The organism is Prevotella sp. MGM1, from assembly GCF_002933775.1.
Taxonomy (GTDB): domain Bacteria; phylum Bacteroidota; class Bacteroidia; order Bacteroidales; family Bacteroidaceae; genus Prevotella.
On sequence record NZ_BEWV01000042.1, the window covers coordinates 14,919 to 40,808 of the forward strand.

Below are 25,890 nucleotides of genomic sequence, written 5' to 3' on the forward strand. Positions count from 1 at the left end.
TGCATTGTAACACAAAAAATACCGAAATGAATACCATAAAAACCACTTTCTGGATTTTTCTGTTCCTGACTTTCTATACATACATAGGATATGGGATTATACTTTATGTCATCATAAGAATAAAGAGAATAATAATCCAAAAACAAAAGCAAATTCTACAATCAGAAACCGACCTTCCGGAAGTGACAATGCTTATATGCGCATATAACGAGCAAAATATCGTAAAAATGAAAATGGAAAACATTGGCGCATTGGATTACCCAAAAGACAAACTGCATATCATGTGGGCCACAGATGGAAGTACAGACTCAACCAATGAATACCTGAAAGCATATCCAAGCATTCAAATTACATTCCATCCAGAACGGCGCGGCAAAACAGCCGCAATGAACAGAGCCATACCAAAGATACAGACAGGCATTATAATCATGACCGATGCCAACACAATGATAAATCCCGGAGCGATAAAAGAAATTGTACGCCTATTCAATGACCCGTCAGTAGGATGCGTGGCAGGAGAGAAACGTGTAATGGCAAGAAATAACGAACATACCGCCGCAAAGGGAGAAGGCCTATACTGGAAATATGAAAGCACTTTGAAACGATGGGATTACGAATTATACTCGGCAATGGGAGCCGCCGGTGAGTTATGCGCCATAAGAAAAGAATTATTTGACCCGATACCTGAGGATACGTTGCTTGACGATTTCATCCTTTCCATGGGCATGACAGTAAAGGGATACCGCATTGCATACACCCCATACGCCTATGCGTTTGAATATGGTTCGGCAAACATTGAAGAAGAGTCTAAAAGAAAAAGAAGAATTGCGGCAGGCGGATTACAAAGCATCTGGCGTCTGAAAAACTTGATGAATCCCATTAAATATCCGATAGTAGCATTCCAATTTATTTCCCACAGAGTCCTAAGATGGAGCATCACGCCCATAGCCTTGTTCACATTGATACCCCTTAACACGATATTGGTCTTCTCAAAAGCCGGAACTATATACACTATTATCTGGGTCTTACAGATAATGTTTTATGCGGCAGCTTTCGGAGGATATCTGTCAGATACACAAGGACGTAGAAACAGAATACTATATGTTCCGTATTACTTTATGTTCATGAATATCAATGTATTCCATGGCATTCGGTATCTGTTCACACACAAAAACACCGGAGTATGGGAAAAAGTGAGAAGAGGGTAAAATATATTATATATGACCATCATTAATTCTATTTTTTGTCGTATCTTTGTCTCTACTAAACGATGAATAAAGATATGGAGAAATATGAACCGGATTTTTTTCTGCAAAAGCTTGCGATATTGGAAGACAGACTCCAAAAAGCATTGGCAGAAAAAGAAAAGGCCGAATACGAACTGAAAAAATGCAAAGACAGTATTCTTAAAGCTGAGAATGCCAGCAAAATGAAATCATTGTTCCTTGCAAACATGAGCCATGAAATTCGTACTCCATTAAATGCCATAGAAGGTTTTTCCAGGATCATAGCTGAAACGGAATCCATGGAAGAGCGCATGCAATTTCTTGAAATAATAGAAAGCAATAACAGCAGACTAGGTTTTCTAATAAACGAGATACTTGATCTTTCACGAGTTGAGGCCGGAGAAATTACAATAAAAAAATCCCATACGGATTTAGATGAATTATGCAAGAGCATAAAACATATTTTTAAATTCAAAATAACAGAGTGTGTTAAACTCATGATAGACACTCCCACTGAATCTATCATGCTCAATACCGATGCAAACAGACTTACACAGGTTTTTTCAAACCTTATAAACAACGCAATAAAACATACAAAACAAGGAGCTATAACATTCGGTTACAGACCGGTTGACAACCGCAATAAAATCCGATTCTATGTAAAAGATACGGGAGACGGTATATCGTCGAAAGACATAGACCATATATTTCAAGCATACGTATCAAAAGATGCTGAAACACACTATAACAGCTTCGGACTAGGACTCCCGCTAAGTAAGATCATAATTGAGAAAATGGGCGGACAAATATATGCTGAATCACATATTGGAAAAGGCTCAACGTTCTACTTCACCCTACCCTTTGACGGCTTTTTCCGCAATATAAAGAAAATGTCAACCACAACTTCCGTTACAAGAACATTGCGAATGGATGCTAACGGAGGAACAAATAAAATGAAACTAATCCTTATTGCCGAAGATGAGGATTGCAATTATGAGCTCTTGAAAAAGATTTTATCCAAGCGCTACAGACTTATACGGGCAAGGAACGGTATCGAAGCTGTCACTCTAAACGAGGAAGAAACACCCGACTTGATACTCATGGATATACGAATGCCGGAAATGAACGGCCTGGATGCCACACGGATCATAAAAGAGATAAACATGAATATTCCGGTCATCGCACTAAGTGCATATGCCTTTGATGAACAAATTAAAGACGCAATGAGCGCCGGATGCAATGAATTTATCCCCAAACCGATACACATCGAGCATCTTATTAAAACGATAATTAAATACTTAAACGAATAACCAATCTGAATATGGGAAAATTAGCAGTATATAAATATATCACAATGATGTTTCTGGTAATACAGATAGTATTGTCCATCTTTACCTTTGTAGGTCTGTTCGGTGGCGACGTGCCTCCTTCCGGCAATACGGCAAGAGCCATGCTGGTATATGTATTGCCACTTCTTATAGCTGCAAATGCCTTCATACTGATATATTGGCTTCTTAAACGGCTTTGGATTGTATCTTCAATACCCATTATCACCGTATTGTCATGCATTCCATATATAGGTACAATATATCAGTTCGGCCCGTCAAATACAAATGCAGACAATAGTGCCGGAATAAAAATAGCCACATATAATGTCGCGAACTTCGGCCGTGAGACATCCGGCTTCATGGCACAAGACATTCTTTCGGAAATGAAAAAGCATAAAGTTGACATTCTATGTATGCAAGAATATTCGGATGCCAGTGGTGATAAGAAAAACTCCGACAGCTATAAAGAATATTTCACATACATGGCTACCGGAAACAATGACATGGTAATATATAGCCGCTACCCGATAAAAAAAACAAAAAACATTCCTTTTGAGTATACAAACAACAGTGCAATGTGGTGCGACGTTGATGTAAACGGTAAAAGAATAAGGGTATTCAATGTACATTTGGAAACTACAGGATTTAACAGAACTCTCCAACAAGCCGCCAAACTCACCAACAGCGGAATAAAGGTAGAGAGCAATTCCATTATAAACGCCATTTACAACAACTATACTCTCGGCATGATTATACGGGCTGGGCAAGCCAACACAGTGGCCCTTGAAAAGCGCGACTCAGACATTCCGACAATATTATGCGGCGATTTCAACGATGTTCCATATTCATACGTATACAATACTATGCTCGGTGACATGACAGACGGATTTAAAGAATGCGGAAGCGGATGGATGCGCACATACAGGGGTAAGAAATCCGTACGTATAGATTATATTTTTCACGATAAAAGTATGACCGGACTGACATACTACAATACACAACTTACATATTCAGACCACTATCCCGTGTTTATGAAAATAGAAATATAAAAACCTGGTATCACGGAATTGCATTCCGTGATACCAGGTTTTTCAGATAACCTTAAATCTTATTCTGAATGTGCGCAGATGCTCATCCCAGTTTGTCCCAAGCATCTCGAAACGTCCTATTTGCGACGTGGAGCGGACGTGCTTGCCTATACACGGACACACGTCATAATCCCCAATACGCACAAGACGGATTACCTCTGATGCATCATCAGGTAATTTTTCCAATGTCACACCATAATATTTACCACCGGGTGCTGTATTTTCCTCTGTCAAGTCGGCAATGTTCACGAACTCAAAAGTAACCGGAAGATCCATTTCTATAAGCTCGTTCATTCTATCAGCAATAGCCTTTTCCTCTTTCCGGTCCGGCTTGTGGTCTACCACATAAGTTATTTTACTTTTCTTACGCTCTATATGTGCATTACCGGAACGTCCACAACCAAACATCCTGATCATGGTCTGATTCAACAGATGTTCCGCTGTGTGACTTTGTGGATGCTCCTCCTTGTTATGCGCATTCAAAACAAACTCATTCATATCAATGCTTACAACAAAATTTCCATACACGACCGTAACATGAGCCGACACTCATCCTGACCGGCTTTCCTTTGGACAAAGACAGCACCATCTTATCATCCGTCAACAAATCCTCTGCTTGATATCTCCCCTCAGGCATGTCAAGAAAGTCAAAAGCATGTTCAGGAATTTTCACGTCACACTCAGATCGTTCACTCGAGAAATTGGCAACCACGAGAAGCGCTTCACTACCATACTTCCGCAAAAACGCATAAAGATTACTACCTATATGGCTGTTTGCATACATTAAATCATAAAACTCACCTTCTGCCACTGCCTGTTCATTCGTAGCCACATTCAGCACTTTGGCATATACGGCCCCTAACGTTCTCTCCTCTCTTGTCTGTTTACGCCTGTCATAATACCCACGGAAAACAGAAGGCACCGACCAATAATCAAATATAGTAGTGCGGCCGTCTACTCCACTAAATCCCTCCTTATCCATCCCTGACTCTCCAAATTCCTGACCGGCATAAAGCATGAACGGATTTTGGCGCATCAACACACTGACGATAAGCCCCGGCACCCCTTTGGCACCGCTGGCCGCAAAGAAATCACTCGCAATGCGTTGCTCGTCATGATTTTCAAGAAAGTACAACATGTGGCTGCGTATGTCATCGGTAACCTGCCACTGCCATGTGATATCCGAAGCCTGGCGGTGTCCACAGATTACATCACGCACACAATCATACATTCCCACTTTGTCATACAAATAGTCAAAACCTGCCGATATATAGTTTCTATATTGCGCCGGATCATATACTTCGCCAATAAATTTTATCTCCGGATAACGACATTTCACCTTGTCCGTCGCCCAAGCCCAAAATGCGGTCGGTACCATCTCTGCCATATCACAACGGAAAGCATCTACGCCCTTTGATGCCCAGAAAAGCAATATATCCGTCATCTTGTTCCATGTGTCGGGAACAGGAGAGAAATGTTCGGAGCGGCCGCCGGCATCACAATAATCAATGCCATAGTTAAGCTTCACCGTCTCATACCAGTCATTGCGTCCCGGAGAACAGCCGAAATGGTCATTCCCAGTCGCTTTTGCCGGGAACTCCATGTACGGTTCATCCGCTTCACCCTTTAAATCAATATCCGGACTAAACCGCATGCCCCAGCAATAATAAAAATTATTATCCGTCGAGAAGTGCATTCCATCATTGTCTGTCTCGCCAAGATCCTTCACCCCGTCGGGTTTCGCTATCGAACGATATTGCCGTGCCACATGATTAGGCACAAAATCTATTACCACTTGCATTCCCGCCTTATGTGTGCGCTCCACAAGCGCCTCAAACTCAGCCATCCGATTGTCTACGTCATCGGCTATATCCGGGTCTATATCATAGTAGTCGGTAATGGCATACGGAGATCCGGCACGTCCTTTCACTATAGCCGGATGCTGACATGGAATACCGAAAGCCGAATAATCTGTTGTTGTGGCATGACGTATAATTCCGGTATACCATACATGTGTGACTCCCAATGCCTTTATTCTCCGCAATACCTCCCGATCGAAATCACGCATTTTGCCGCTTCCGTTCTCTTCAATGGTACCGCCTTCCTTACGGGTTTGATTACGGTTACCAAACAGTCGGGTGAATACCTGATATATAATAACTTTTTTCATTTATGTGCCTGGTGTTCTTACGTTATGGAAATAAAAACAAAAACGCAGGACACACAGATCTGCTTATACCTTTCTGTGTACCTGCGCCATAACTAATATTACGTTCAGTAATTTATTCTATACCATGTGAAGCCACGCTCTTGTCGATACGACCAATCATACCTTGAAGAGCCTTACCGGGACCGCACTCCGTAAAATCATCCGCACCGCCCGCAATCATATTGCGGACGCTTTCCGTCCAACGCACACTGCTTGTGAGCTGTGCTATCAAATTTGCCTTGATGTCTTCGGGTTCTGTATGGGCATTGCCGTCCACATTCTGATATACAGGACATTTCGGAGCTGCAAATGTTGTCTTCTCGATTGCGGCTTGAAGCTCATCCTTAGCCGGCTGCATGAGCGGAGAATGGAATGCGCCTCCGACTTTCAACGGTAACGCTCTCTTTGCCCCGGCTGCCTTAAGTTTTTCGCAAGCCTCATTTATGGCCTCTATGTTTCCCGATATAACGAGCTGTCCCGGACAGTTGTAATTTGCAGGAACCACCACATGACCGCCCTTGTTCACTTCTGCGCATATTTCCTCAATCTTCTCGTCCGGCAAACCAACAATGGCAGCCATAGTAGAAGGAGCCACGTCGCAAGCCTTCTGCATTGCCATTGCACGTGCATAGACCAGCTTCAGACCATCTTCAAAACTCAACGCCCCGACAGCCACGAGAGCCGAGAATTCTCCAAGTGAGTGACCGGCAACCATGGCGGGATTGAAATCATCGCCAAGGCACAATGCCGAGATAACGCTGTGCAGGAATACAGCAGGCTGCGTGACTTTGGTCTGTTTGAGTTCTTCATCCGTTCCTTCAAACATGATGTCTGTTATCCGGTAGCCAAGGATATCGTTTGCCTTCTCAAAAAGTTCTTTTGCCAATGGATTATTGTCGTAAAGGTCTTTGCCCATTCCGACAAATTGTGCTCCCTGACCGGGAAAAACAAATGCTTTCATATTCAATATTTGTTATAATTTATAATTAATTGCAAAGTTACTATTTTTCTACGAATTTACCAAAACGCAACATGAATATCACTGCAACCGTGTTGAATTATATTTACAAAACACTATTTATATTTCGATTATTTGGAAAATATAAATCCCATGGCTGAAAAAATCGCAGTATTTACTCTATTTACATAAACAACTATCAATCAACTAAATACATCCAAGAACCATAATACTCATACTTTGCGGACAACAGTATTTACGCATTTAATATCCCGTTGGGTTGCATTTAGCGGCTCGTTGCACCGCAACGGGATACTCGTTATCTTCCAACGAGTTGCTAAATGCAACCCAACGGGATACCTATTGCAAAAAAAGGCCGGTCGCCACCTATTGTCACAAACCGGTCTATCGTTTTATATATAGTGTTCTGTATAAGGTTATTATTCTATAATGAGAAAAAACGAAGTGCCAAATTCGTGATTTTATTATTACACTTCAAATCAATCGCTCATTCAGCTTTCTTCAAAGGAACAAGGACACTGAACGTACTACCCTCTCCCAAAACGGACTCAACCTCGACATCACCGCCATTCTTAACGGCAAAGTCTTTGCACAACTGTAAACCGAGGCCGCTTCCTTCTTCGTTATTAGTACCACAAGTACTTTCTCCTCTTGCAAAAAGTCCGGCTATTCGATCCTGACTGATTCCGACTCCATTATCCTTAATGCTCACTCGGGCCATATCGCCGTCTCGTCTCAGAACTATATCAATAGTACCTTCCTCATTGCTGAACTTTATCGCATTACTGATAAAATTCCGGATTACGGTCTTAAGCATATCATTATCTGCACATACGGTAAGCCTTTCTGTACCTAAATCGCAATTCAACTTGATATGTTTTGTCTCAGCTATCATCACATAAATATCCACAATTCCAGGAATTACATCATTAAGGTCAAAGTCTTGATATACAACATTCAACCGTCCTGTCTGGCTCTTCGTCCATTTCAACAGATTGTCAAGCAGTCCGTGTGTTTCTTCCGACTCTTTATTAGCCCTGTCTATCAGACCGAACAACTCCGGGCCTATCATATCGGGAGACACACTGTTCACAAAAAGATTGAGTACCATACGTATGCTTGCCATAGGAGAACGTAAGTCATGGGCAATCACGGAGTACATCTTGTCACGGTTGCTTATCGTATTTCGCAATTCCTCGTTCTGCTTCTCTATTATCCGACGTGCCACCACAAGTGATATCTGCTGCATTACCCGCATTATCAGTTCTTCTTTATTAAAAGGCTTGGTAAGAAAATCGCTCGCTCCTACCTTAAAACCATGTACGAGATCAGAAGGAGTATTGAGTGCCGTGAGAAATATTATGGGGATAGATGCTGTTTCAGGATCATTTTTCAGAATGACAGCCGTATCGAAACCGCTCATATCAGGCATCATGACATCCAACAGAATGAGATCCGGCCGTTCTGACTTTGCCTTTTCTATACACTCATTACCATTGCTTGCCGTACATATTCCGAATTGTTCTTTCGTCAAAAGTATCTTCAACAGCAAAACATTGCTGACAACATCATCTACAATAAGAATTGTATAGTCGCTCCTGTTTATTTTAGCATCCAATACGTTGCCACATTCCATCATTATCTGTCTTTTATTAATATATAGGCAAATATACACTAAATATTCCAAATGTACAATTTTTTCCTTGACTATTTGTCGGTACGGATTGGTTTTGCATAATCAACACTATGATTTTCACAGAATGACAATATAAAAAAGCGGACAGCCCTTTCACCGGCTGTCCGCTTTCGATATTCATCTATGGTGTTTTACATAATCACCACCTTATTTATACTCCGCCCAACTCTTTATATCAATATCTTCAAGACTCGTCTGGCAAAAAGCGGTAATGAAAGCACTTGCCAGCCGGCTGTTGGTTATCAGCGGCACGTTCAGGTCTATCGCCGCACGACGTATTTTATATCCGTTGCTGAGTTCGCTGACAGTCAAATCCTTGGGAATGTTCACCACCATGTCTATTTCATGATTACGCAACATGTCAAGAGCCTGCGGATGTTCCTTCTCCGATGGCCAATATACCATAGTGTTCTCTATGCCGTTCTCTGTAAGATATCTTGAAGTCCCGCCGGTAGCATACAACTTGTATCCATTAGCGACAAGGGTTCTCGACGCATCCAGCATCTCAGCCTTCTGCTTCGCGCTTCCGGTTGAAAGCAAGATTGTTTTCTCCGGTATGCGGTGTCCGACGGAAAGCATGCTTTTGAGCAAAGCAGTATTCGTATCGTCCCCAAGACAACCCACCTCACCGGTAGAAGCCATGTCGACACCAAGAACAGGATCCGCTTTCTGCAAACGGTTGAAAGAGAACTGACTGGCCTTGATGCCCACATAGTCGAGGTCAAACAAGCTCTTATGAGGCTTTTCGACCGACAGTCCGAGCATTACTTTAGTCGCTATCTCTATCAGATTAATTTTCAATACCTTACTTACAAACGGAAAGGAGCGCGAAGCACGCAGATTACACTCTATGACGAGTATGTCGTTGTCTCGAGCCATGAACTGGATATTGAACGGGCCGCTTATATGCAACTCTTTGGCTATCTGCCTGCTCACACGCTTAATGCGGCGCACCGTCTCAACATATAGCTTCTGTGGAGGGAACTGTATCGTGGCATCACCGGAATGAACACCGGCAAACTCAATATGCTCGGATATAGCATAAGCCAAAATCTCCCCGTCTTTGGCCACGGCATCCATCTCTATTTCCTTGGCATGCTCGATAAAACGGCTCACGACAACAGGATGATCTTCTGATACATTGGCTGCCAATTTAAGAAAACGATCGAGCTCTTCCGCATTAGAGCAAACGTTCATGGCAGCTCCCGACAGTACATACGATGGGCGGACAAGAACCGGGAAGCCGACACGGGCTATAAATTTATCGATATCTTCCATGGAGGTCAAGGCGCTCCACTCCGGCTGGTTAATTCCGTTTCGACTAAGCATTGATGAGAATTTAGCTCTATCCTCGGCATTATCTATATCTTTAGCCGATGTACCGAGAATTGGAACGTGCTGCTCATCAAGGCGGATTGCAAGATTGTTAGGAATCTGTCCGCCGGTAGACACAATGACTCCATGCGGACTTTCCAAGTCGATTATATCCATGACCCGCTCAAATGTCAACTCGTCAAAATACAACCGATCGCACATATCGTAATCTGTAGACACCGTCTCGGGATTGTAATTTATCATAACGGAACGGAATCCTTCTCTTCTTATGGTTTGCAATGCCTGTACACCGCACCAGTCGAACTCTACAGAAGAACCGATACGATACGCCCCCGAACCGAGAACAATGATAGAACGCTTGTCTTTATGGAAATCAATATCGTGCGCGACACCGGCATAAGTGAGATAAAGATAATTTGTTTGGGCCGGATACTCGGCTGCAAGCGTATCTATCTGCTTGACAAACGGAAGTATACCGTAACGCTTACGAAGATTGCGAACCACAAGACCAGCCTTGGCCATGCTCCGCAATTCGGTCTCAAGACCTACGGCACGGGCTATCTGAAAATCTGTAAAACCATATATTTTCGCTTCACGCAAGAGTTCTTTATCAAGATTATTGATGCTCTTCAGCGATTTCATACGCTCATCAATATCTATAATATGCCTCAATTTTTGAAGAAACCATTTATCTATCTTTGTGAGCTCATGAATTTGCTCTATCGTATAGCCTTTGTGCATGGCTTTTGAAATAACAAACACACGCTTGTCGGTAGGCTCACGCAATGCTTCATCAATATCAGGAATTTCAAGTTCTTTGTTTTCCACAAAACCATGCATGCCCTGCCCTATCATGCGAAGACCCTTCTGTATGGCTTCCTCAAAATTACGACCGATGGCCATGACTTCTCCAACCGACTTCATCGATGAGCCAAGCTCTTTATCTACCCCACGGAATTTACTCAAATCCCAACGTGGAATCTTACATACCACATAATCAAGTGCGGGTTCAAAGAAAGCGCTTGTGGTCTTGGTTACGGAATTTTTCAAATCGAAAAGGCCGTAACCCAGTCCCAATTTGGCTGCGACGAAAGCAAGAGGATAGCCAGTAGCCTTAGATGCCAAAGCCGAGGAACGGCTCAATCGTGCATTTACCTCTATCACTCGATAGTCTTCGCTTTGCGGGTCAAATGCATACTGAACATTACACTCTCCCACAATTCCTATATGGCGGATAATTTTTATTGAAAGAGCGCGCAACTTATGATATTCGCTATTGGTAAGTGTCTGAGAGGGAGCGATAACGATACTCTCACCCGTATGGATGCCTAGCGGGTCGAAATTCTCCATGTTACACACCGTTATACAATTATCATAACGGTCACGAACCACTTCATATTCTATCTCTTTCCAGCCTTTAAGACTTTTCTCTACAAGTACCTGCGGAGAAAAAGAGAATGCTTTCTCTGCCAGTTTATCAAGTTCTTCTTCATTATCGCAAAATCCACTGCCAAGTCCTCCAAGTGCATAAGCAGCACGAAGAATGACAGGATATCCAAGTTCTGCCGCTGCCTTACGCGCATCCTCTATCGTCTCGCAAGCCTCACTCTTAATTGTCTTTACATCAATCTCATTGAGTTTCTCGACAAACAGCTCACGGTCTTCCGTGTCCATAATCGCCCGGACAGGAGTGCCAAGCACTTTAACGTTATATTTTTCAAGTACTCCGCTTTTATAAAGTTCCACTCCGCAGTTAAGGGCAGTCTGCCCACCAAAGGCCAGCAAAATACCATCCGGACGCTCTTTCTCTATCACCCGCTCTACAAAATAAGGCTGAACAGGCAAGAAATAGATTTGATCCGCAACACCCTCGGAGGTTTGAACCGTGGCAATATTAGGATTTATCAATACGGTATATATTCCTTCTTCTCTCAATGCCTTAAGAGCCTGGGAACCGGAGTAGTCAAATTCACCAGCCTCTCCTATCTTCAATGCTCCGGAACCAAGCAATAGGACTTTCTTTATACTTTCGTCTTTCATCTTTTACTTCAATTTTTCCACAAAACGATCAAACATGAATTCGGTATCAACCGGACCGGAACAAGCTTCCGGATGGAACTGACTTGTAAACCAAGGATTGTCAACATGGCAAATACCTTCATTGGAACCGTCATTCATATTCACAAACAATTCATGCCATTCCGGTCCCAATGTACTTGCATCAACTGCATATCCATGGTTTTGGCTTGTTATATAGCATCTGTCTGTGCCAACCTCACGAACCGGTTGGTTATGTGAACGATGCCCATATTTCAATTTATATATTTTAGCGCCTCCGGCTTTCGCAAGCAACTGATTTCCCATACAAATTCCACAGATAGGTTTTCTGGACATACTCATCTGCTTACGAAGAACGACGACCGCATCTTCGCACATGTCAGGATCACCCGGACCGTTTCCAAGGAACAACCCGTCGAAATCCATCGAAGTATAATCATAATTCCAAGGTACACGTATCACTTCCACCTCACGGTTTATCAGACAACGTATTATATTGTGCTTTACTCCGCAATCGACAAGAATAACTTTTTTTCCAGAACCTTCATTATAACGTATAATATCTTTGCAACTTACCTTATCCACAAAGTTCACTCCTTCATAATCGGCATTGGGAATATTATCAGGCTCATCGTCAAGAAGAATTTTACCCATCATAACTCCATGCTCACGAAGCACTTTAGTCAATTCCCGAGTATCAATACCCGTTATACCTGGCACATGCTCTCTTTTCAGCCAATCTGCCAAACTCTCACCGGCATTCCAATGACTGAACTCTTCACTATAATCGGCAACTATCACAGCCGAGGCATAAATTCGGTCGCTTTCCATAAAGGTCGCAATACCGCTCTCGTTAATAGTAAAAGGAGGAACACCGTAATTTCCAACCAAAGGATATGTCAACACCATCAACTGACCGGCATAAGAAGGATCGGTAAGACTTTCGGGATATCCCATCATGGCCGTGTTGAATACGACTTCTCCTGCTACCGGATGCTCATAACCAAAGGAGGAACCGTGAAACCTTGTGCCATCTTCAAGTTCTAATGTTACTTTTCTCATTTATTTGTGTGTTGTGTTCTTAAAACTTCTGTTCGTATTGATAAACTTTCTCAATGAAGTTTATAAAGGCCTGATTGGCAAGTTTCATTCCTCCCGGAGTAGGAAAATCTCCCGTAAAGTACCAATCACCTTTGTGGTTGGGAATAGCGGTATGAAGCCCCTCTATACTCTGGAACACCAATTCAATTGGAGTTGTAACCCCTGATGGCCTTAACATCTCTACCATCTTTTCGTTCAGTTCTTCCACTGTAAACGGTTGATAAAGGGCTTTCACACAACATTTAATCTCACCTTTGGGTTTCTTTATTTCCTCTTTACATTGCTTGTAGGTATCATCAATAAGACTATGCATCCCACGCTCTTTAAGAAGTTCGATGCATGCCCGGAAAGCAATGAACTCTTCCAAACGTGCCATGTCGATACCATAATAATCAGGATAACGTATCTGAGGAGAAGAGCTTACTATGACGATTTTCTTAGGATGTAAACGGTCTAGTATCTTTATTATGCTTTCACGCAGAGTTGTACCACGCACAATACTGTCGTCTATTATAACCAGATTGTCTACTCCAGGCTCCAATACTTCATAAGTGATATCATATACATGTGAGGCCAAATCATTCCGCGAATTACCTTCTGTAATAAACGTACGCAATTTTATATCTTTCCAAGCAGCTTTCTCTGAACGCACATACTGGTGCAAAATTTTCTCTAATTCTTCACGAGTTGGTATATGCTTGAGACTCTCTATGGCTTTTATTTTCTGGTCGTTGACATAATGCTTAAATCCGCCAAGCATTCCATAATAAGCCACCTCTGCAGTATTGGGTATGAAAGAGAATACGGTATGATCAACATCATAATCCACAGCTTTAAGAATTGCCGGTGTGAGTTGCTCTCCAAGCAACTTACGCTCTTTGTATATATCACGGTCTGAACCGCGGCTGAAATATATACGTTCGAACGAGCAAGCCGAATCACCTCTTGGTTCCAATATCTGCTCAACAACACATTCACCACGATTATTGACAAAAATAGCTTCACCGGGCTTCAGCTCCGTAACATCATCACATTCTATATCAAATGTTGTCTGCAATACCGGACGCTCACTGGCAACAGCAACGACCTCATCGTTCTTATAATAAAATGCCGGACGTATTCCCCACGGATCACGCATGGAAAACATCTCTCCGCTTCCAGTAAGACCACAAACAACATATCCTCCATCAAAATCAGGCATTGTCGTCTTCAAGACATTTCCCAAATTGACATTATTGTCAATATAATGTGTTATATCAGTCCCTTCAAGTCCTCTTTCCTTTGCTTTGACAAAATTACGCTCCACCTCACGATCAAGACGATGTCCCATCCATTCCAACATTATATAACTATCGCTATAAATCCGAGGGCACTGTCCTTGTGCTGTGACTTTATCGAATATCTCATCAATATTCGTCATGTTAAAATTTCCGCAAAGGCATAAATTTTTTGCTTTCCAATTATTACGGCGCAGGAAAGGATGTACATATTGCAAACCGCTCTTTCCAGTTGTCGAATAACGGAGATGTCCCATATATAACTCACCGGCAAATGGAAGGTTCTCTTTTGCGAAATCCGCATCAGCCAATTCCTCTGTGGATAATTTCCTAAAATCTTTTTGGGCATTGGCAAAAATCTCTGTTATTGCATTTGAGCCCAACGCTTTCTCACGAAACATATATTCATTACCAGGGAGTGTATTCAACTTGACACAAGCCATACCGGCACCTTCCTGCCCTCTGTTGTGCTGTTTCTCCATCATAAGATAGAGCTTGTTCATACCATACATCCATGTTCCATATTTATGCTGGTAATAATCAAGCGGCTTCAATAACCTTATCATAGCCACTCCACATTCATGTTTTAACTGTTCCATCTATATTATCCTTAATTTCCTTATTTTCTAATTATTATCCAACCTATTGAAGTCCTGATTATTTTTTAATATTACAAATATTTTATATCCACAATCATTTATTCCACTGTAACTGATTTCGCAAGATTCCTTGGTTGATCAACATCCTTACCCTTACATACAGCAATATGATAAGCCAATAACTGCAATGGTATTGTTGCTATTAGCGGCTCCAAACACTCTATCATCGGCGGCAACTCTATAACTTCATCGGCAATACGGCTGATTGTATCATCACCTTCCGTAACAATCGCAATTACCTTGCCTTTACGAGCTTTTACCTCCTGAATATTGCTCAAAACCTTTTCATACATCGCATTATGTGTCGCTATAACAACAACCGGCATATCCGAGTCAATAAGAGCAATTGGCCCATGCTTCATCTCTGCTGCCGGATAACCCTCTGCATGTATGTAGCTTATCTCCTTCAGCTTCAATGCTCCTTCAAGCGCGACTGGATAGCTGTATCCTCTTCCTAAATAAAGAAAATTACGCGCATACGTAAAAATACGGCTTAAATCTGCAATACGATTATTCTGTAATAGGACCTTAGACATTTTATCCGGTATCTCATGCAACTCTTTCACAATACGCAGATATTCTGAGGTACTTATAGTATTTTTTTCTTTTGCCAAGGCCAAGGCCAACATTGTAAGGACAGTAACCTGTCCGGTAAATGCTTTTGTTGAAGCGACCCCTATTTCTGGACCAACATGGATATAAGAACCCGTATTAGTCATCCTCGGAATGCTGGATCCTATGGCGTTACATATTCCATAAATAAAAGCTCCGTTTTCTTTTGCAAGTTTAACCGCGGCCAAAGTATCCGCCGTCTCACCACTTTGTGATATAGCGATAACAACATCTTTGGACGATATTACCGGATTGCGGTATCTAAATTCCGAAGCATATTCGACCTCTACTGGTATTCGACAGAAGTTCTCAATCATCTGCTTGCCAATAAGCGCTGCATGCCATGAAGTTCCGCAAGCCACTATTATAAATCTATTGGCATCAAGCAACTGCTTTTTATAATCTATAACAGCACTCAGAACAACATTATCGGTAGACTCATTGATACGTCCTCTCATGCAATTTGTTATGCAATCTGGCTGTTCGAATATTTCTTTCAACATGAAATGAGGATATCCGCCTTTCTCCAGCTGACCTAATTTTATATCAACAGTCTGTATTTCCGGATTTAAACGCCTGTTCAAAACATTTACGACCTTTAAATCCTCGCCTTTTTTCAGAACAGCGATACTACCGTCTTCAAGATATACAACCTTATCCGTATATTCTGCAATGGGACTCGCGTCCGAACCAAGGAAAAACTCATCTTCACCGATCCCGACAACAAGCGGACTTTGTTTGCGTGCCGCTATTATCTGATCGGGAGTACGCCTGTCTATCAAGGCAATGGAATACGCTCCTATCACTTCATGTAAAGCCAACTGAACGGCTGTCAGCAAATCAAGTTCTTTACGTTCTTGGATATATTCTATCAACTGAACCAATACCTCAGTATCTGTGTCTGATTGGAATGTTCGTCCTTTGGCTATTAACTTGACTTTCAGATCCGCATAATTCTCTATTATACCATTATGAATTATCGCTAAGTTTTTCGATTGTGAATAATGAGGATGAGCATTTGTTACAGAAGGTTCACCGTGTGTAGCCCATCGGGTATGGGCAATACCTATATTGCCAGTTTTATCCTTATCTTCACAATAACTAACTAAATCATCAACTTTTCCTTTCGCTTTATATACATTTAGCTTCCCATCAGTATCAACCAATGCAACTCCCGCACTATCATAACCACGGTATTCAAGCCGTCTAAGACCTTTTATTAATATCGGAAAAGCATCTTTGCAACCTATATATCCAACAATTCCACACATTTTAAATCCATATATTAGAAAAGAAGAATGAAATTAATGAACTATCATTTCTTTCATTCTTCTTATAAAACTTTAATTAAGAATATTGTATAATAAAGAAGTCAGTGAGATTAGTATCGACGTGGCCGAGAACCATAATGTTGTCATACTACCGACACTTGAATTCTGAGATTTAACCTTATTGGGCTCCACATATACAATATCATTCTGTTGCAAATAATAATAAGGCGAATTTATAACATTTGCATCCGTTAAATCCAGAACATGGATTGATTTTTGTCCGGTAGAATCCTCACGTATAAGTTTCACATTTGTACGTACACCATATATCGTAAGATCGCCTGCCTGAGCTAAAGCTTCAAGAATCGTTATTTTCTCATTACCGACCGTGTACATTCCTTGCCGATTGACTTCACCCAACACTGAAATCTTATAGTTTGTCATACGAACGGTAACTATAGGATTTTCGCTTTCGCTCATATACGGCTTAATCTTATCTTGTATTAATTTTTCTGCTTCAGATTTTGTCAATCCGCCCAAATGAATACTACCGACCTTGGGAAAATCTATGTTGCCCGCATTATCAACCAAGTAACTTTGCAACAAAGCCTGAGCATAGGACGAACGCGAACCCTGGTTTAGCGGCGTAGGAACTGTCATATTAAATGGCAGAGCCGCATCTGCATCAGTAGCACTCACAGTTATTGTAAGAACATCTTTCGGCATAATACGAGCATCATACAGAAACTTTGACGCTGTTAAATCTACCTCCGAACTGTTTTGAAAATAAGCAACTTCCTTTGTACTAGAACAACTGCCTAATAAGACAATAAAAGCCAACAAGGCTATGGGAAAAACGAGTCTTCTTGTAATTGTCATCATTCTTAAATATTTTAATATTTTGCAAAATTACACCTATTTTTCCAATTAAACAAAGAATTTATACAGAAAAGTTTTGAAAGCAAAAAGAGTAATATACAAAGTATAATACATCAAATTCCACTTATTATTCTTTTTACTTTCAAAACTTAAATAATTCTATTCCGTAAAGAAGTTTATAAATCAATAAAACTTAAAATAATTACGGGCATTGTTATAAGAAATATCTTCAACCATACGAGATAATATTTCCTTATCATTGGGCAGCAATCCTTTCTCCACATCATTGCCAAGAATATTACATAATAAACGACGGAAATATTCATGACGAGGATAACTCAGGAATGAACGCGAATCAGTAAGCATACCGACAAACCTACTGAGCAGACCCAATACAGACAAAGCATTCATCTGACGAGTCATGCCATCGAGCTGATCATTGAACCACCAACCGGAGCCGAACTGTATCTTACCAGGACAACCACCCTGAAAGTTTCCTAACATCGTAGCGATGACCTCATTCGCACAAGGATTCAAAGTATAAAGAATTGTACGTGTCAACTTGCCCTTCATATTTAATTTATTGAGGAATTTGCTCATTGCTTTCGCTGTATTAAATTCTCCAATAGAATCAAATCCCGTATCTGCACCAAGCAAATCATACATCTTAGTATTATTATCCCGTATTGCCCCATAATGGAACTGCTGTGTCCAGTCTGCATCAGCATCCATTTCGGCCATGACAGTCAAGAAACAATTCTTGTATTGGCGAACCTCATGATTTGTAAGTTCTTGCTTGGTCATTGCTTTTGCGAATATTGCTTCTATCTGGGTGTCTGTGTACTCCTCATCATAGAATTCTTCTATTCCATGATCAGACAATTTGCATCCGTTTTCCGTAAAGAAATCATGGCGTTTTTGCAAAGCATCCACCATATCCTTAAACGTTGTGATAGTAACACCTGCGACTTCTCCTAATGTGTTGACATAATCAGCGAATTCCGGTTTTTCTATATTCATTGCTCTATCCGGGCGCCATGCAGGAATCATTTTTATCTCGAAACCACTTTCACGTGTTTGTTTATGATAACGCAAATCATCAATAGGATCATCGGTGGTACAAACACATTCCACATTATAATGACGCATGAGGCCACGGGCGGAAAACTCGGGTTGCTGAAGTTTCTCATTACATTCGTCAAAGATTTCACGGGCTGTCTTCGGGCTAAGTTGCTTTGTTATTCCAAAAGCAGTCTTCAATTCCAAATGAGTCCAATGATAAAGAGGATTACGGAATGTATAAGGAACTGTTTCCGCCCATTTTTCAAACTTCTCCCAATCAGTGGTATCCTTACCTGTGCAATATTTTTCGTCAATACCGTTTGTTCGCATTGCACGCCATTTATAATGGTCACCGCCCAGCCATAACTCTGTTATGCTCTTAAATTTATGGTCACTGGCCACCATCTCGGGTATAAGATGGCAATGATAATCGATGATCGGCATCTTTGCCGCATGATTGTGGAACAAATCCTGTGCGACTTCTGTGTCTAACAAGAAGTCCTCATCATTAAATTGTTTCATAATTAGAATATATTTTTTATAATTTATAGTTATTAAGCGTATCTGTTTATCATCTGTTACAAGATATCTCCTATGTTGCAAAAATAGCAATTTTATTCCATATTTTCGAAAAATTTACGTATTTTTGCAGAAAAATTTTACGTAAACGATGACGTACGACAATCATGTTTTACTTATTTATACAGGCGGAACAATAGGAATGAACCGCAATCCGCAGACTGGAGCACTCGAACCATTTAATTTCGAGCATCTTATCAACAATGTTCCCGAACTGTCTCTATTTCCCACACGCATATCAACGATCCAGTTTAATCCTCCGATAGACAGCAGTGATATGTCTCCGCAGTTATGGACGGAGTTGACACATATAATAATAGATAATTATGAAAAATATGATGGATTTGTAATATTACACGGTACAGACACAATGGCCTATACGGCTTCCGCTCTCAGCTACATGCTTGGAAATCTGACAAAGCCTGTAATTCTTACCGGAAGTCAATTGCCTATTGGCCAATTAAGAACAGACGGGAAAGAAAATCTTATTACAAGCATTGAGATTGCAGCTGCAAAACATGAAGATGGTAAATCCATGGTACCGGAAGTCGGAATTTATTTTAACGGGCATCTGCTTCGTGGAAATCGTACAACCAAACAAAGTGCCGATGAATTTGATGCTTTTGAAAGTTTTAACTACCCCCACCTCGTTGAAGCCGGTGTAAATATCACTTACCATGAAGAACAAATACTAAAACCGGACTTCTCCAAACCGATATCTCCTCACTTCAGACTTGATAATAATGTTATTGTCTTCACCATATTCCCAGGAATACGTGAAGATTTGGTAAGACACATTATCGCTACTCCCAATCTACGTTCGATCGTAATGCGGACTTATGGCAGTGGAAATGCCCCACAGCGACCTTGGCTCCTTAATGCTTTAAAAGAAGCCACGAATAATGGGAAAATAATCATCAATATAAGCCAATGTATGGCCGGTAAAGTTGAGATGGGGAGATACGATACCGGCTATCAACTGAAATCAGCAGGTGTACTGAGTGGATACGACAGCACTGTTGAAAGTGCTGTAACCAAATTGATGTACCTACAAGCAAGGTTTGACGATCAGGATACGATAAGAGAGTATATGAGAAAAAGTATACGTGGTGAAATATCGTGTTGAAAAGAAAGAATAAAAATAACCAAATAAAGATAAATGCACAGTCTGTTGTAATTATTGTTTTCAAAAAAAACATATCTTTGCAACATCACAATTATTTACTAATAGAATTTATATTATGAAAGATTTGAAAGGAACAAAAACAGAAAAGAACCTGCTCGAAGCATTTGCAGGAGAGTCTATGGCACGTAACAAATACACATATTTCGCCTCAAAAGCAAAAAAAGACGGATTTGTACAGATTGCAGCTATCTTCGAAGAAACAGCAGCAAACGAGAAGGAGCATGCAGAGCTTTGGTATAAGTATTTGCACGGAGGCAAAATAAACCATACCGAACTCAATCTTGAAGATGCCGCCAATGGAGAGAACTACGAATGGACAGACATGTATGAACGCATGGCAAAAGAAGCCGCAGAAGAAGGTTTTGATGAAATTTCAAAGAAATTCTTACTTGTAGCAGGTGTAGAGAAAAAGCATGAGGAACGTTATCGCAAATTACTGAAAAACGTTCAGGATGAAAAAGTTTTCTCAAAAGACAATGATGTTATTTGGCAATGCAGCAATTGCGGCCATATCATGATTGGCAAAAAAGCACCGGAAGTATGCCCCGTATGCGATCATGAAAAAGCATATTTCCAAATAAAACCGGAGAATTATTAATCATACGGCGTTTTATTAAATAGAATACCAAAAGAAAAAAAGGACTGATTTACAAATATCAGTCCTTTTTTTCTTTTGGTATTCTACATCCTAATCATGACAAAGCATATTACTTGATTATAACATTAAGAGGATTTCGCAGACCTGAAAGGAAAGAATCTATACGCAATTGCCATTCTTGCTGATTACGGCAATCATATTTACTCCAAGCCGATCCGAAATAATACGTATATTTATCACCACCCTTATAATCTTTTACCACACCAAGTGCATGACCGGAATTACCTCTTGTCGGATTCACATACATAACTTTTTTAGTGGTAATAAGTCCTTTGGGAAACAATGCCGCTACATATATTTGAAAATTCTGTCCGTTAGGATTATCCGTAGGATCGGCATATTGAACAAAATCTTTACCCAACACAACACTTTCCGTATCTTCAGTGTGAATAACCACACCTGACGCAATATCAACTGCCTGCTTCAATCCATCATAGCATACTGTCATCTTATTAAAATTGGAACCTTTGTCAAGACTCAGTATTCTGGTTTCTATTACATTTTCATCACCTCTCACTTTTGTTGGATTATAAACCAACTTTACCGTAAAACGCAACGGACCATTATCCAATAATTCATAATCTTTATAACAATACGGGAACAATATACTATCTCCTATCATCATAGCCGGAGTTCCACAACCAAGGGTTGGTCCTACTTTATAACAGTCAAGTCCATGACCTTGATCAAAGTGATAGCTGGTTATCATGTTCAAAGAATCAGCAGCAGCCTTATTGGTCTTTTTAAGTTCCGCTATCACCGGTTTCATTGCATCCTCTATATAATACCGCTGCTCAACAACAAGATCAGGAGTATTCTTTACCCAAACATCATTTCCATACGCGTCTTCGCCTGAACGCTGTAACGCCGGTCCATAACAACGGTATGCTCCACGATCATTTTCCCATGCAATATCATCTACACGTTCTGGATACATCCTTCCATAACAAGTATTTACGAATGTCTTAGGAGTACCTTTCTTTATTGTATAAGTTGCAGTACCATGTGGGCGAACAGATGCTTCGACAAGAATTTTGCCATCATAAGTTATCTGATAAGCCACTTGCTGCCCCAACACATTATATATTTGGAACTGACGACCACCTGTAATCCCCAATCTTTGATATATAGTTTTCGCATCAAGCTCCACAACTTCCTGACGGAAAACATTCTGACTGTTTGTCACATTTACCGTAAAAGCCTTGTCTTCTGCCGCACGCACACTACCATCATCAAAGCGAACCTTCTCACATGCCGCAAGCAAGAATACTCCTGTACCAAAGTTTGTGACATCTGTTACCGATAGTTTCTGTCCTCTCACTGCCTTTTCTCCTATAGGCTGTACATATCCGACAGAACCGTCTGCCTGTAAAGCCTTGCCGGAAAGATAATCCCAAGCTCTGTTTATTACAGGCTCATAATAAGCCCTGTCAAGCAATCCATTATTTACCCCCCATAACAATCCATAAGTAAACAATGCCGTTCCGCTTGTCTCAGGACCTTCCGCCTGCTTCGCATCAAGCATTGAACGAGTCCAGTAACCTTCCTTTTGTTGGCACTTAGCTACCGCTTCCGACAGCTGGACATAACGTTCCACAAAGAAATGGCGATGTGTATATGATTGTGGCATATCGGCCAACACTTTTGCCAGTCCGGCCAATACCCAACCATCACCACGAGCCCAAAAATCTTTCTTGCCATCAGCTGTCTTGTGAGCCGGGTAAACATATTTCCCGTCACGATAATACAAATGTTCTTCTTTATCAAACATCAGTTCATCAGCATATTTAAAATTGGCATATAACTTATCAAGATATTCTATATCTCCGGTTACCTTATATAACTTTGTCATTACAGGCATCACCATATATAACGCATCCGCCCACCACCAAAAATCAGTGGCACACATATTGGCCTCACGTGCCATGACCTCTTTTACACGAGCGATTTTATATGGGTCGGGATTCGTTTCATACATATCAAGATATGTCTGAAAACATGTTTGCCAATCTCCAAAAAGAACATACTCATTACCTTCACCATAGTTCTTATATTTCCATTTCGACTGGTCTTTCTCAGTTGCCCCACTCCACTTATTATAACGGGCCCATTTGTCACTGTACTCAAAATAGGAAGCATTTCCGGTCAAACGGTAAACTTCCATATTTCCAGTAAAATACACAGCATTATCCCAAAAGGCATTAACTTCCGGTTTATTTGTCTTCTGCCAATGCATGTTTACTTTCTCCACAATTTCCAAAGCGGATAATCGCGGTTCAACTTTTTTCTTTTTTGCCTTCGCATCCATTGATACCGGAATAAGCATCAATGCCAAAGCAATACCTGTTGACAATAGTCTCATGATTATATTTGTTTTTTAGTTGTTTGTTATTTCATTTCTGAATTAAAGAAATTCACCACCTGCCTGAACAAATGATTACGTGTATTTCCTCCATATATACTATGATTGCGATTGGTGTATATGTTCTCCTTGAAATCCTTATCCGCCTGAACCAATGCCTCAGTATATTCCGCCGTGTTTCTGAAATGTACATTATCATCTGCCATCCCATGACAAATCAATAATGCTCCATTGAGTTTATCCACACGGTTAATCGGGTTTATATCATAACCCGACGGATTTTCTTTCGGCGTACGCATGAATCTCTCTGTATATACCGTATCGTAAAAACGCCAACTTGTAGGCGGAGCTATTGCCACTCCGGCACGGAATACGGGCCGTCCCTCACTCATACTCATCAAAGTATTCCATCCGCCATAACTCCATCCGATGATACCGATTCTTTTTTTATCCACATAAGACTGTTTGCCAAGCCATATAGCGGCCTCCACCTGATCATGTGCTTCAAGTTCTCCCAAACGTAAATATGTACATTTCTCAAACTCAGCTCCACGGCCTCCCGTACCTCTATTGTCTACGCATACAACAATATATCCCAATTGTGACAAATATTGTTCAAACAATGCACCTTGCCCACATATTCCTATGTTCCAGCTATCAAGTACTTGTTGACTTCCCGGTCCGCCATACTGATACATAACCACCGGATACTTCTTTTGCGCATTAAAATCAGAAGGTTTAACCATCCATCCGTTCAACAACACGCCATCATTCGTTGTAAATGAGAATAGCTCTTTGCTCCCGATATCATACCCGACCATTTTCTTTTTCAAATCCTTATTGTCTACAAGCGACACCAACTCCTTACCAGAATTATCATTCAAAGTATATACACTGGGATTGTTTATATCGCTCCATATATTTATGAAATACTTGAAATTCTTACTGAAAACCGCATCATTGACACCTTTCCGAGAACTGTTATTCAAACAAGAGATCTTGCCGTTCTGTCTTGATACGAATATCTGCTTATATTGTGGACCGTCAGGGTTGGCGGAGAAATATACATCCCCCGTTGTCTCATCAAGCCCATAAACATCTATGACTTCATACTTATCGTTAACAATCTGCCTTCGCAACTTTCCGTTAAGCGAATAAACATATATATGATTGTATCCATCACGCTCGCTTGGCAATACAATATGGCTATCCGTTATCTTAATATTTGACATCGAACTCTCCTTTATATATTTATCAACTTTATCACGAACGACAAGTTGACAAACAGTGGATAATGGATTGGCCATGTATATAGACAACTCATCCTGATGCCTGTTCATCGTGATTACAGCTATTTTCGACGGCTCACTTGTCATTACTATACGGGGGATATAGCTGTCGGCATCTATCGGCAATTGTATTTTTCGCGTCTGATGTGATTTTATATCATAACTATATACTGCCACTTTCGAATTGTCTTCACCGGCAATTGGATATTTATAAGTGTAAAATCCCGGATATTCAGAATATTCATCCATTGACGGATTCATCCCTCTAAATAATTGCATGGAGTATTGTTTTACAGCTGTCTCATCATATTTTATCCAACAGATACAATTACCGTCAGCCGTGAAAACCATGCTTCGGCTCATACCGAACTCCTCCTCATTAACCCAATCGGGAATACCGTTTATTATTTCATTACGTTTACCGTCCTTGGTTACCTGACTTTCCGAATTACCATACAATAACTTTACGAGAAAAATATTATTGTCACGCACAAAAGCTACCTGGTTGCCGTCGGGAGAGAACAACGGTGTCTGCTGTGGGCCATTATCCGACAACGGAACCATTTTGTTATTGTGAATATCGTATATATAATAAACCGCCGTAAAAGAATGACGATAAATGTATTTTGTCTCAGTCTGTATAAGCATTCGTTTACCGTCAGGACTCATTATATATCCATCTACCGATTGTATCTTTGCGCCCCTGACTGTATTGGCATCAAATATCGTTCCTATCGGCTTACCTGTCTTAAATGAATATCTTACAATCTTTTTGGCGTCATTATTAATCTGGGCATAACTTTCCCCATCAGATAACGGTTCGACCGCCGCCAAACGCTCCCCTCTAAATACTCCGCTTGTTATGCTTTTCAAATCAAACTTACTTCCTGCAAGCATTTGGGATGTAGCTATCAATAATGCCGCACACATAAATGCAAATCTTTTCATCTCTTGTTCATTTATTGTTTTGTAGTTTCCGCAAAGGTACAACTAAATTCTGAAAAGACGCGCAAAAGAACTTAAAGAATTACAAAAA

Annotated in this window: 17 protein-coding genes; 5 read left to right on the top strand and 12 right to left on the bottom strand. The window is 40.8% G+C overall.

Annotated features, from left to right (window positions below; translation table 11 throughout):
- The first annotated feature begins 26 nt into the window (after positions 1-26).
- From MoGM_RS00710 to MoGM_RS00720, 3 genes are all read left to right on the top strand, one after another.
- The gene (locus MoGM_RS00710; protein ID WP_104368316.1) at positions 27-1,208 is read left to right on the top strand and encodes a glycosyltransferase family 2 protein; all 1,182 of its coding nucleotides are present in this window, start codon (positions 27-29) and stop codon (positions 1,206-1,208) included.
- A 74-nt stretch (positions 1,209-1,282) separates the two neighbouring features.
- Complete coding sequence (locus MoGM_RS00715; RefSeq protein ID WP_158249529.1) at positions 1,283-2,536, top strand: ATP-binding protein; 1,254 nt, start codon at positions 1,283-1,285, stop codon at positions 2,534-2,536.
- Between the two features lie 11 nt (positions 2,537-2,547).
- The gene (locus MoGM_RS00720) at positions 2,548-3,603 is read left to right on the top strand and encodes an endonuclease/exonuclease/phosphatase family protein (protein WP_104368318.1); all 1,056 of its coding nucleotides are present in this window, start codon (positions 2,548-2,550) and stop codon (positions 3,601-3,603) included.
- Between the two features lie 42 nt (positions 3,604-3,645).
- On the opposite strand, the gene MoGM_RS13480 is transcribed toward MoGM_RS00720, so the two are convergent.
- From MoGM_RS13480 to uxaC, 10 genes are all read right to left on the bottom strand, one after another.
- Positions 3,646-4,140 (bottom strand): hypothetical protein, encoded by a 495-nt coding sequence (locus tag MoGM_RS13480; RefSeq protein WP_146078600.1) that lies wholly within the window; start codon positions 4,138-4,140, stop codon positions 3,646-3,648.
- A gap of 1 nt (position 4,141) precedes the next feature.
- Entirely contained in the window at positions 4,142-5,812 is a 1,671-nt protein-coding gene (locus MoGM_RS00730) for an alpha-amylase family glycosyl hydrolase (protein WP_104368319.1), read from the bottom strand.
- 112 nt (positions 5,813-5,924) lie between these two features.
- The gene (fabD, locus tag MoGM_RS00735) at positions 5,925-6,812 is read right to left on the bottom strand and encodes an ACP S-malonyltransferase (RefSeq protein ID WP_104368320.1); all 888 of its coding nucleotides are present in this window, start codon (positions 6,810-6,812) and stop codon (positions 5,925-5,927) included.
- 505 nt (positions 6,813-7,317) lie between these two features.
- On the bottom strand, positions 7,318-8,448 hold the full coding sequence (locus MoGM_RS00740) for a hybrid sensor histidine kinase/response regulator (protein ID WP_199181750.1): 1,131 nt from the start codon (positions 8,446-8,448) through the stop codon (positions 7,318-7,320).
- Between the two features lie 225 nt (positions 8,449-8,673).
- On the bottom strand, positions 8,674-11,901 hold the full coding sequence (gene carB, locus MoGM_RS00745; protein ID WP_104368321.1) for a carbamoyl-phosphate synthase (glutamine-hydrolyzing) large subunit: 3,228 nt from the start codon (positions 11,899-11,901) through the stop codon (positions 8,674-8,676).
- Positions 11,902-11,904: 3 nt separating this feature from the next.
- Positions 11,905-12,981: a glutamine-hydrolyzing carbamoyl-phosphate synthase small subunit gene (gene carA / locus MoGM_RS00750; RefSeq protein ID WP_104368322.1), complete on the bottom strand. Its 1,077-nt coding sequence runs from the start codon at positions 12,979-12,981 to the stop codon at positions 11,905-11,907.
- 19 nt (positions 12,982-13,000) lie between these two features.
- Complete coding sequence (locus MoGM_RS00755) at positions 13,001-14,896, bottom strand: amidophosphoribosyltransferase (protein WP_104368323.1); 1,896 nt, start codon at positions 14,894-14,896, stop codon at positions 13,001-13,003.
- 98 nt (positions 14,897-14,994) lie between these two features.
- Positions 14,995-16,839, bottom strand: a complete 1,845-nt coding sequence (glmS, locus tag MoGM_RS00760; RefSeq protein ID WP_104368324.1) for a glutamine--fructose-6-phosphate transaminase (isomerizing) — start codon at positions 16,837-16,839, stop codon at positions 14,995-14,997.
- Positions 16,840-16,911: 72 nt separating this feature from the next.
- Complete coding sequence (locus MoGM_RS00765) at positions 16,912-17,721, bottom strand: polysaccharide biosynthesis/export family protein (RefSeq protein WP_233210087.1); 810 nt, start codon at positions 17,719-17,721, stop codon at positions 16,912-16,914.
- Positions 17,722-17,901: 180 nt separating this feature from the next.
- Positions 17,902-19,302, bottom strand: a complete 1,401-nt coding sequence (gene uxaC, locus MoGM_RS00770; RefSeq protein WP_104368344.1) for a glucuronate isomerase — start codon at positions 19,300-19,302, stop codon at positions 17,902-17,904.
- A gap of 148 nt (positions 19,303-19,450) precedes the next feature.
- Between uxaC and MoGM_RS00775 the strand changes: the two genes are divergently transcribed.
- Positions 19,451-20,485, top strand: a complete 1,035-nt coding sequence (locus MoGM_RS00775) for an asparaginase (protein WP_104368325.1) — start codon at positions 19,451-19,453, stop codon at positions 20,483-20,485.
- A gap of 115 nt (positions 20,486-20,600) precedes the next feature.
- Complete coding sequence (gene rbr, locus MoGM_RS00780; RefSeq protein ID WP_104368326.1) at positions 20,601-21,143, top strand: rubrerythrin; 543 nt, start codon at positions 20,601-20,603, stop codon at positions 21,141-21,143.
- A gap of 109 nt (positions 21,144-21,252) precedes the next feature.
- On the opposite strand, the gene MoGM_RS00785 is transcribed toward rbr, so the two are convergent.
- Positions 21,253-23,565, bottom strand: a complete 2,313-nt coding sequence (locus tag MoGM_RS00785; protein WP_104368327.1) for a DUF4861 family protein — start codon at positions 23,563-23,565, stop codon at positions 21,253-21,255.
- 26 nt (positions 23,566-23,591) lie between these two features.
- Entirely contained in the window at positions 23,592-25,802 is a 2,211-nt protein-coding gene (locus MoGM_RS00790; protein ID WP_104368345.1) for a S9 family peptidase, read from the bottom strand.
- Between the last annotated feature and the right edge of the window lie 88 nt (positions 25,803-25,890).

Bases quoted from the DNA above. Each gene is read 5' to 3' on its own strand.
- MoGM_RS00710 (WP_104368316.1), top strand. From the start codon at position 27: ATGAATACCATAAAAACCACTTTCTGGATTTTTCTGTTCCTGACTTTC.
- MoGM_RS00715 (WP_158249529.1), top strand. From the start codon at position 1,283: ATGGAGAAATATGAACCGGATTTTTTTCTGCAAAAGCTTGCGATATTG.
- MoGM_RS00720 (WP_104368318.1), top strand. From the start codon at position 2,548: ATGGGAAAATTAGCAGTATATAAATATATCACAATGATGTTTCTGGTA.
- MoGM_RS13480 (WP_146078600.1), bottom strand. From the start codon at position 4,140: ATGAATGAGTTTGTTTTGAATGCGCATAACAAGGAGGAGCATCCACAA.
- MoGM_RS00730 (WP_104368319.1), bottom strand. From the start codon at position 5,812: ATGAAAAAAGTTATTATATATCAGGTATTCACCCGACTGTTTGGTAAC.
- fabD (WP_104368320.1), bottom strand. From the start codon at position 6,812: ATGAAAGCATTTGTTTTTCCCGGTCAGGGAGCACAATTTGTCGGAATG.
- carB (WP_104368321.1), bottom strand. From the start codon at position 11,901: ATGAAAGACGAAAGTATAAAGAAAGTCCTATTGCTTGGTTCCGGAGCA.
- carA (WP_104368322.1), bottom strand. From the start codon at position 12,981: ATGAGAAAAGTAACATTAGAACTTGAAGATGGCACAAGGTTTCACGGT.
- MoGM_RS00755 (WP_104368323.1), bottom strand. From the start codon at position 14,896: ATGGAACAGTTAAAACATGAATGTGGAGTGGCTATGATAAGGTTATTG.
- glmS (WP_104368324.1), bottom strand. From the start codon at position 16,839: ATGTGTGGAATTGTTGGATATATAGGTTGCAAAGATGCTTTTCCGATA.
- MoGM_RS00765 (WP_233210087.1), bottom strand. From the start codon at position 17,721: ATGATGACAATTACAAGAAGACTCGTTTTTCCCATAGCCTTGTTGGCT.
- uxaC (WP_104368344.1), bottom strand. From the start codon at position 19,302: ATGAAACAATTTAATGATGAGGACTTCTTGTTAGACACAGAAGTCGCA.
- MoGM_RS00775 (WP_104368325.1), top strand. From the start codon at position 19,451: ATGACGTACGACAATCATGTTTTACTTATTTATACAGGCGGAACAATA.
- rbr (WP_104368326.1), top strand. From the start codon at position 20,601: ATGAAAGATTTGAAAGGAACAAAAACAGAAAAGAACCTGCTCGAAGCA.
- MoGM_RS00785 (WP_104368327.1), bottom strand. From the start codon at position 23,565: ATGAGACTATTGTCAACAGGTATTGCTTTGGCATTGATGCTTATTCCG.
- MoGM_RS00790 (WP_104368345.1), bottom strand. From the start codon at position 25,802: ATGAAAAGATTTGCATTTATGTGTGCGGCATTATTGATAGCTACATCC.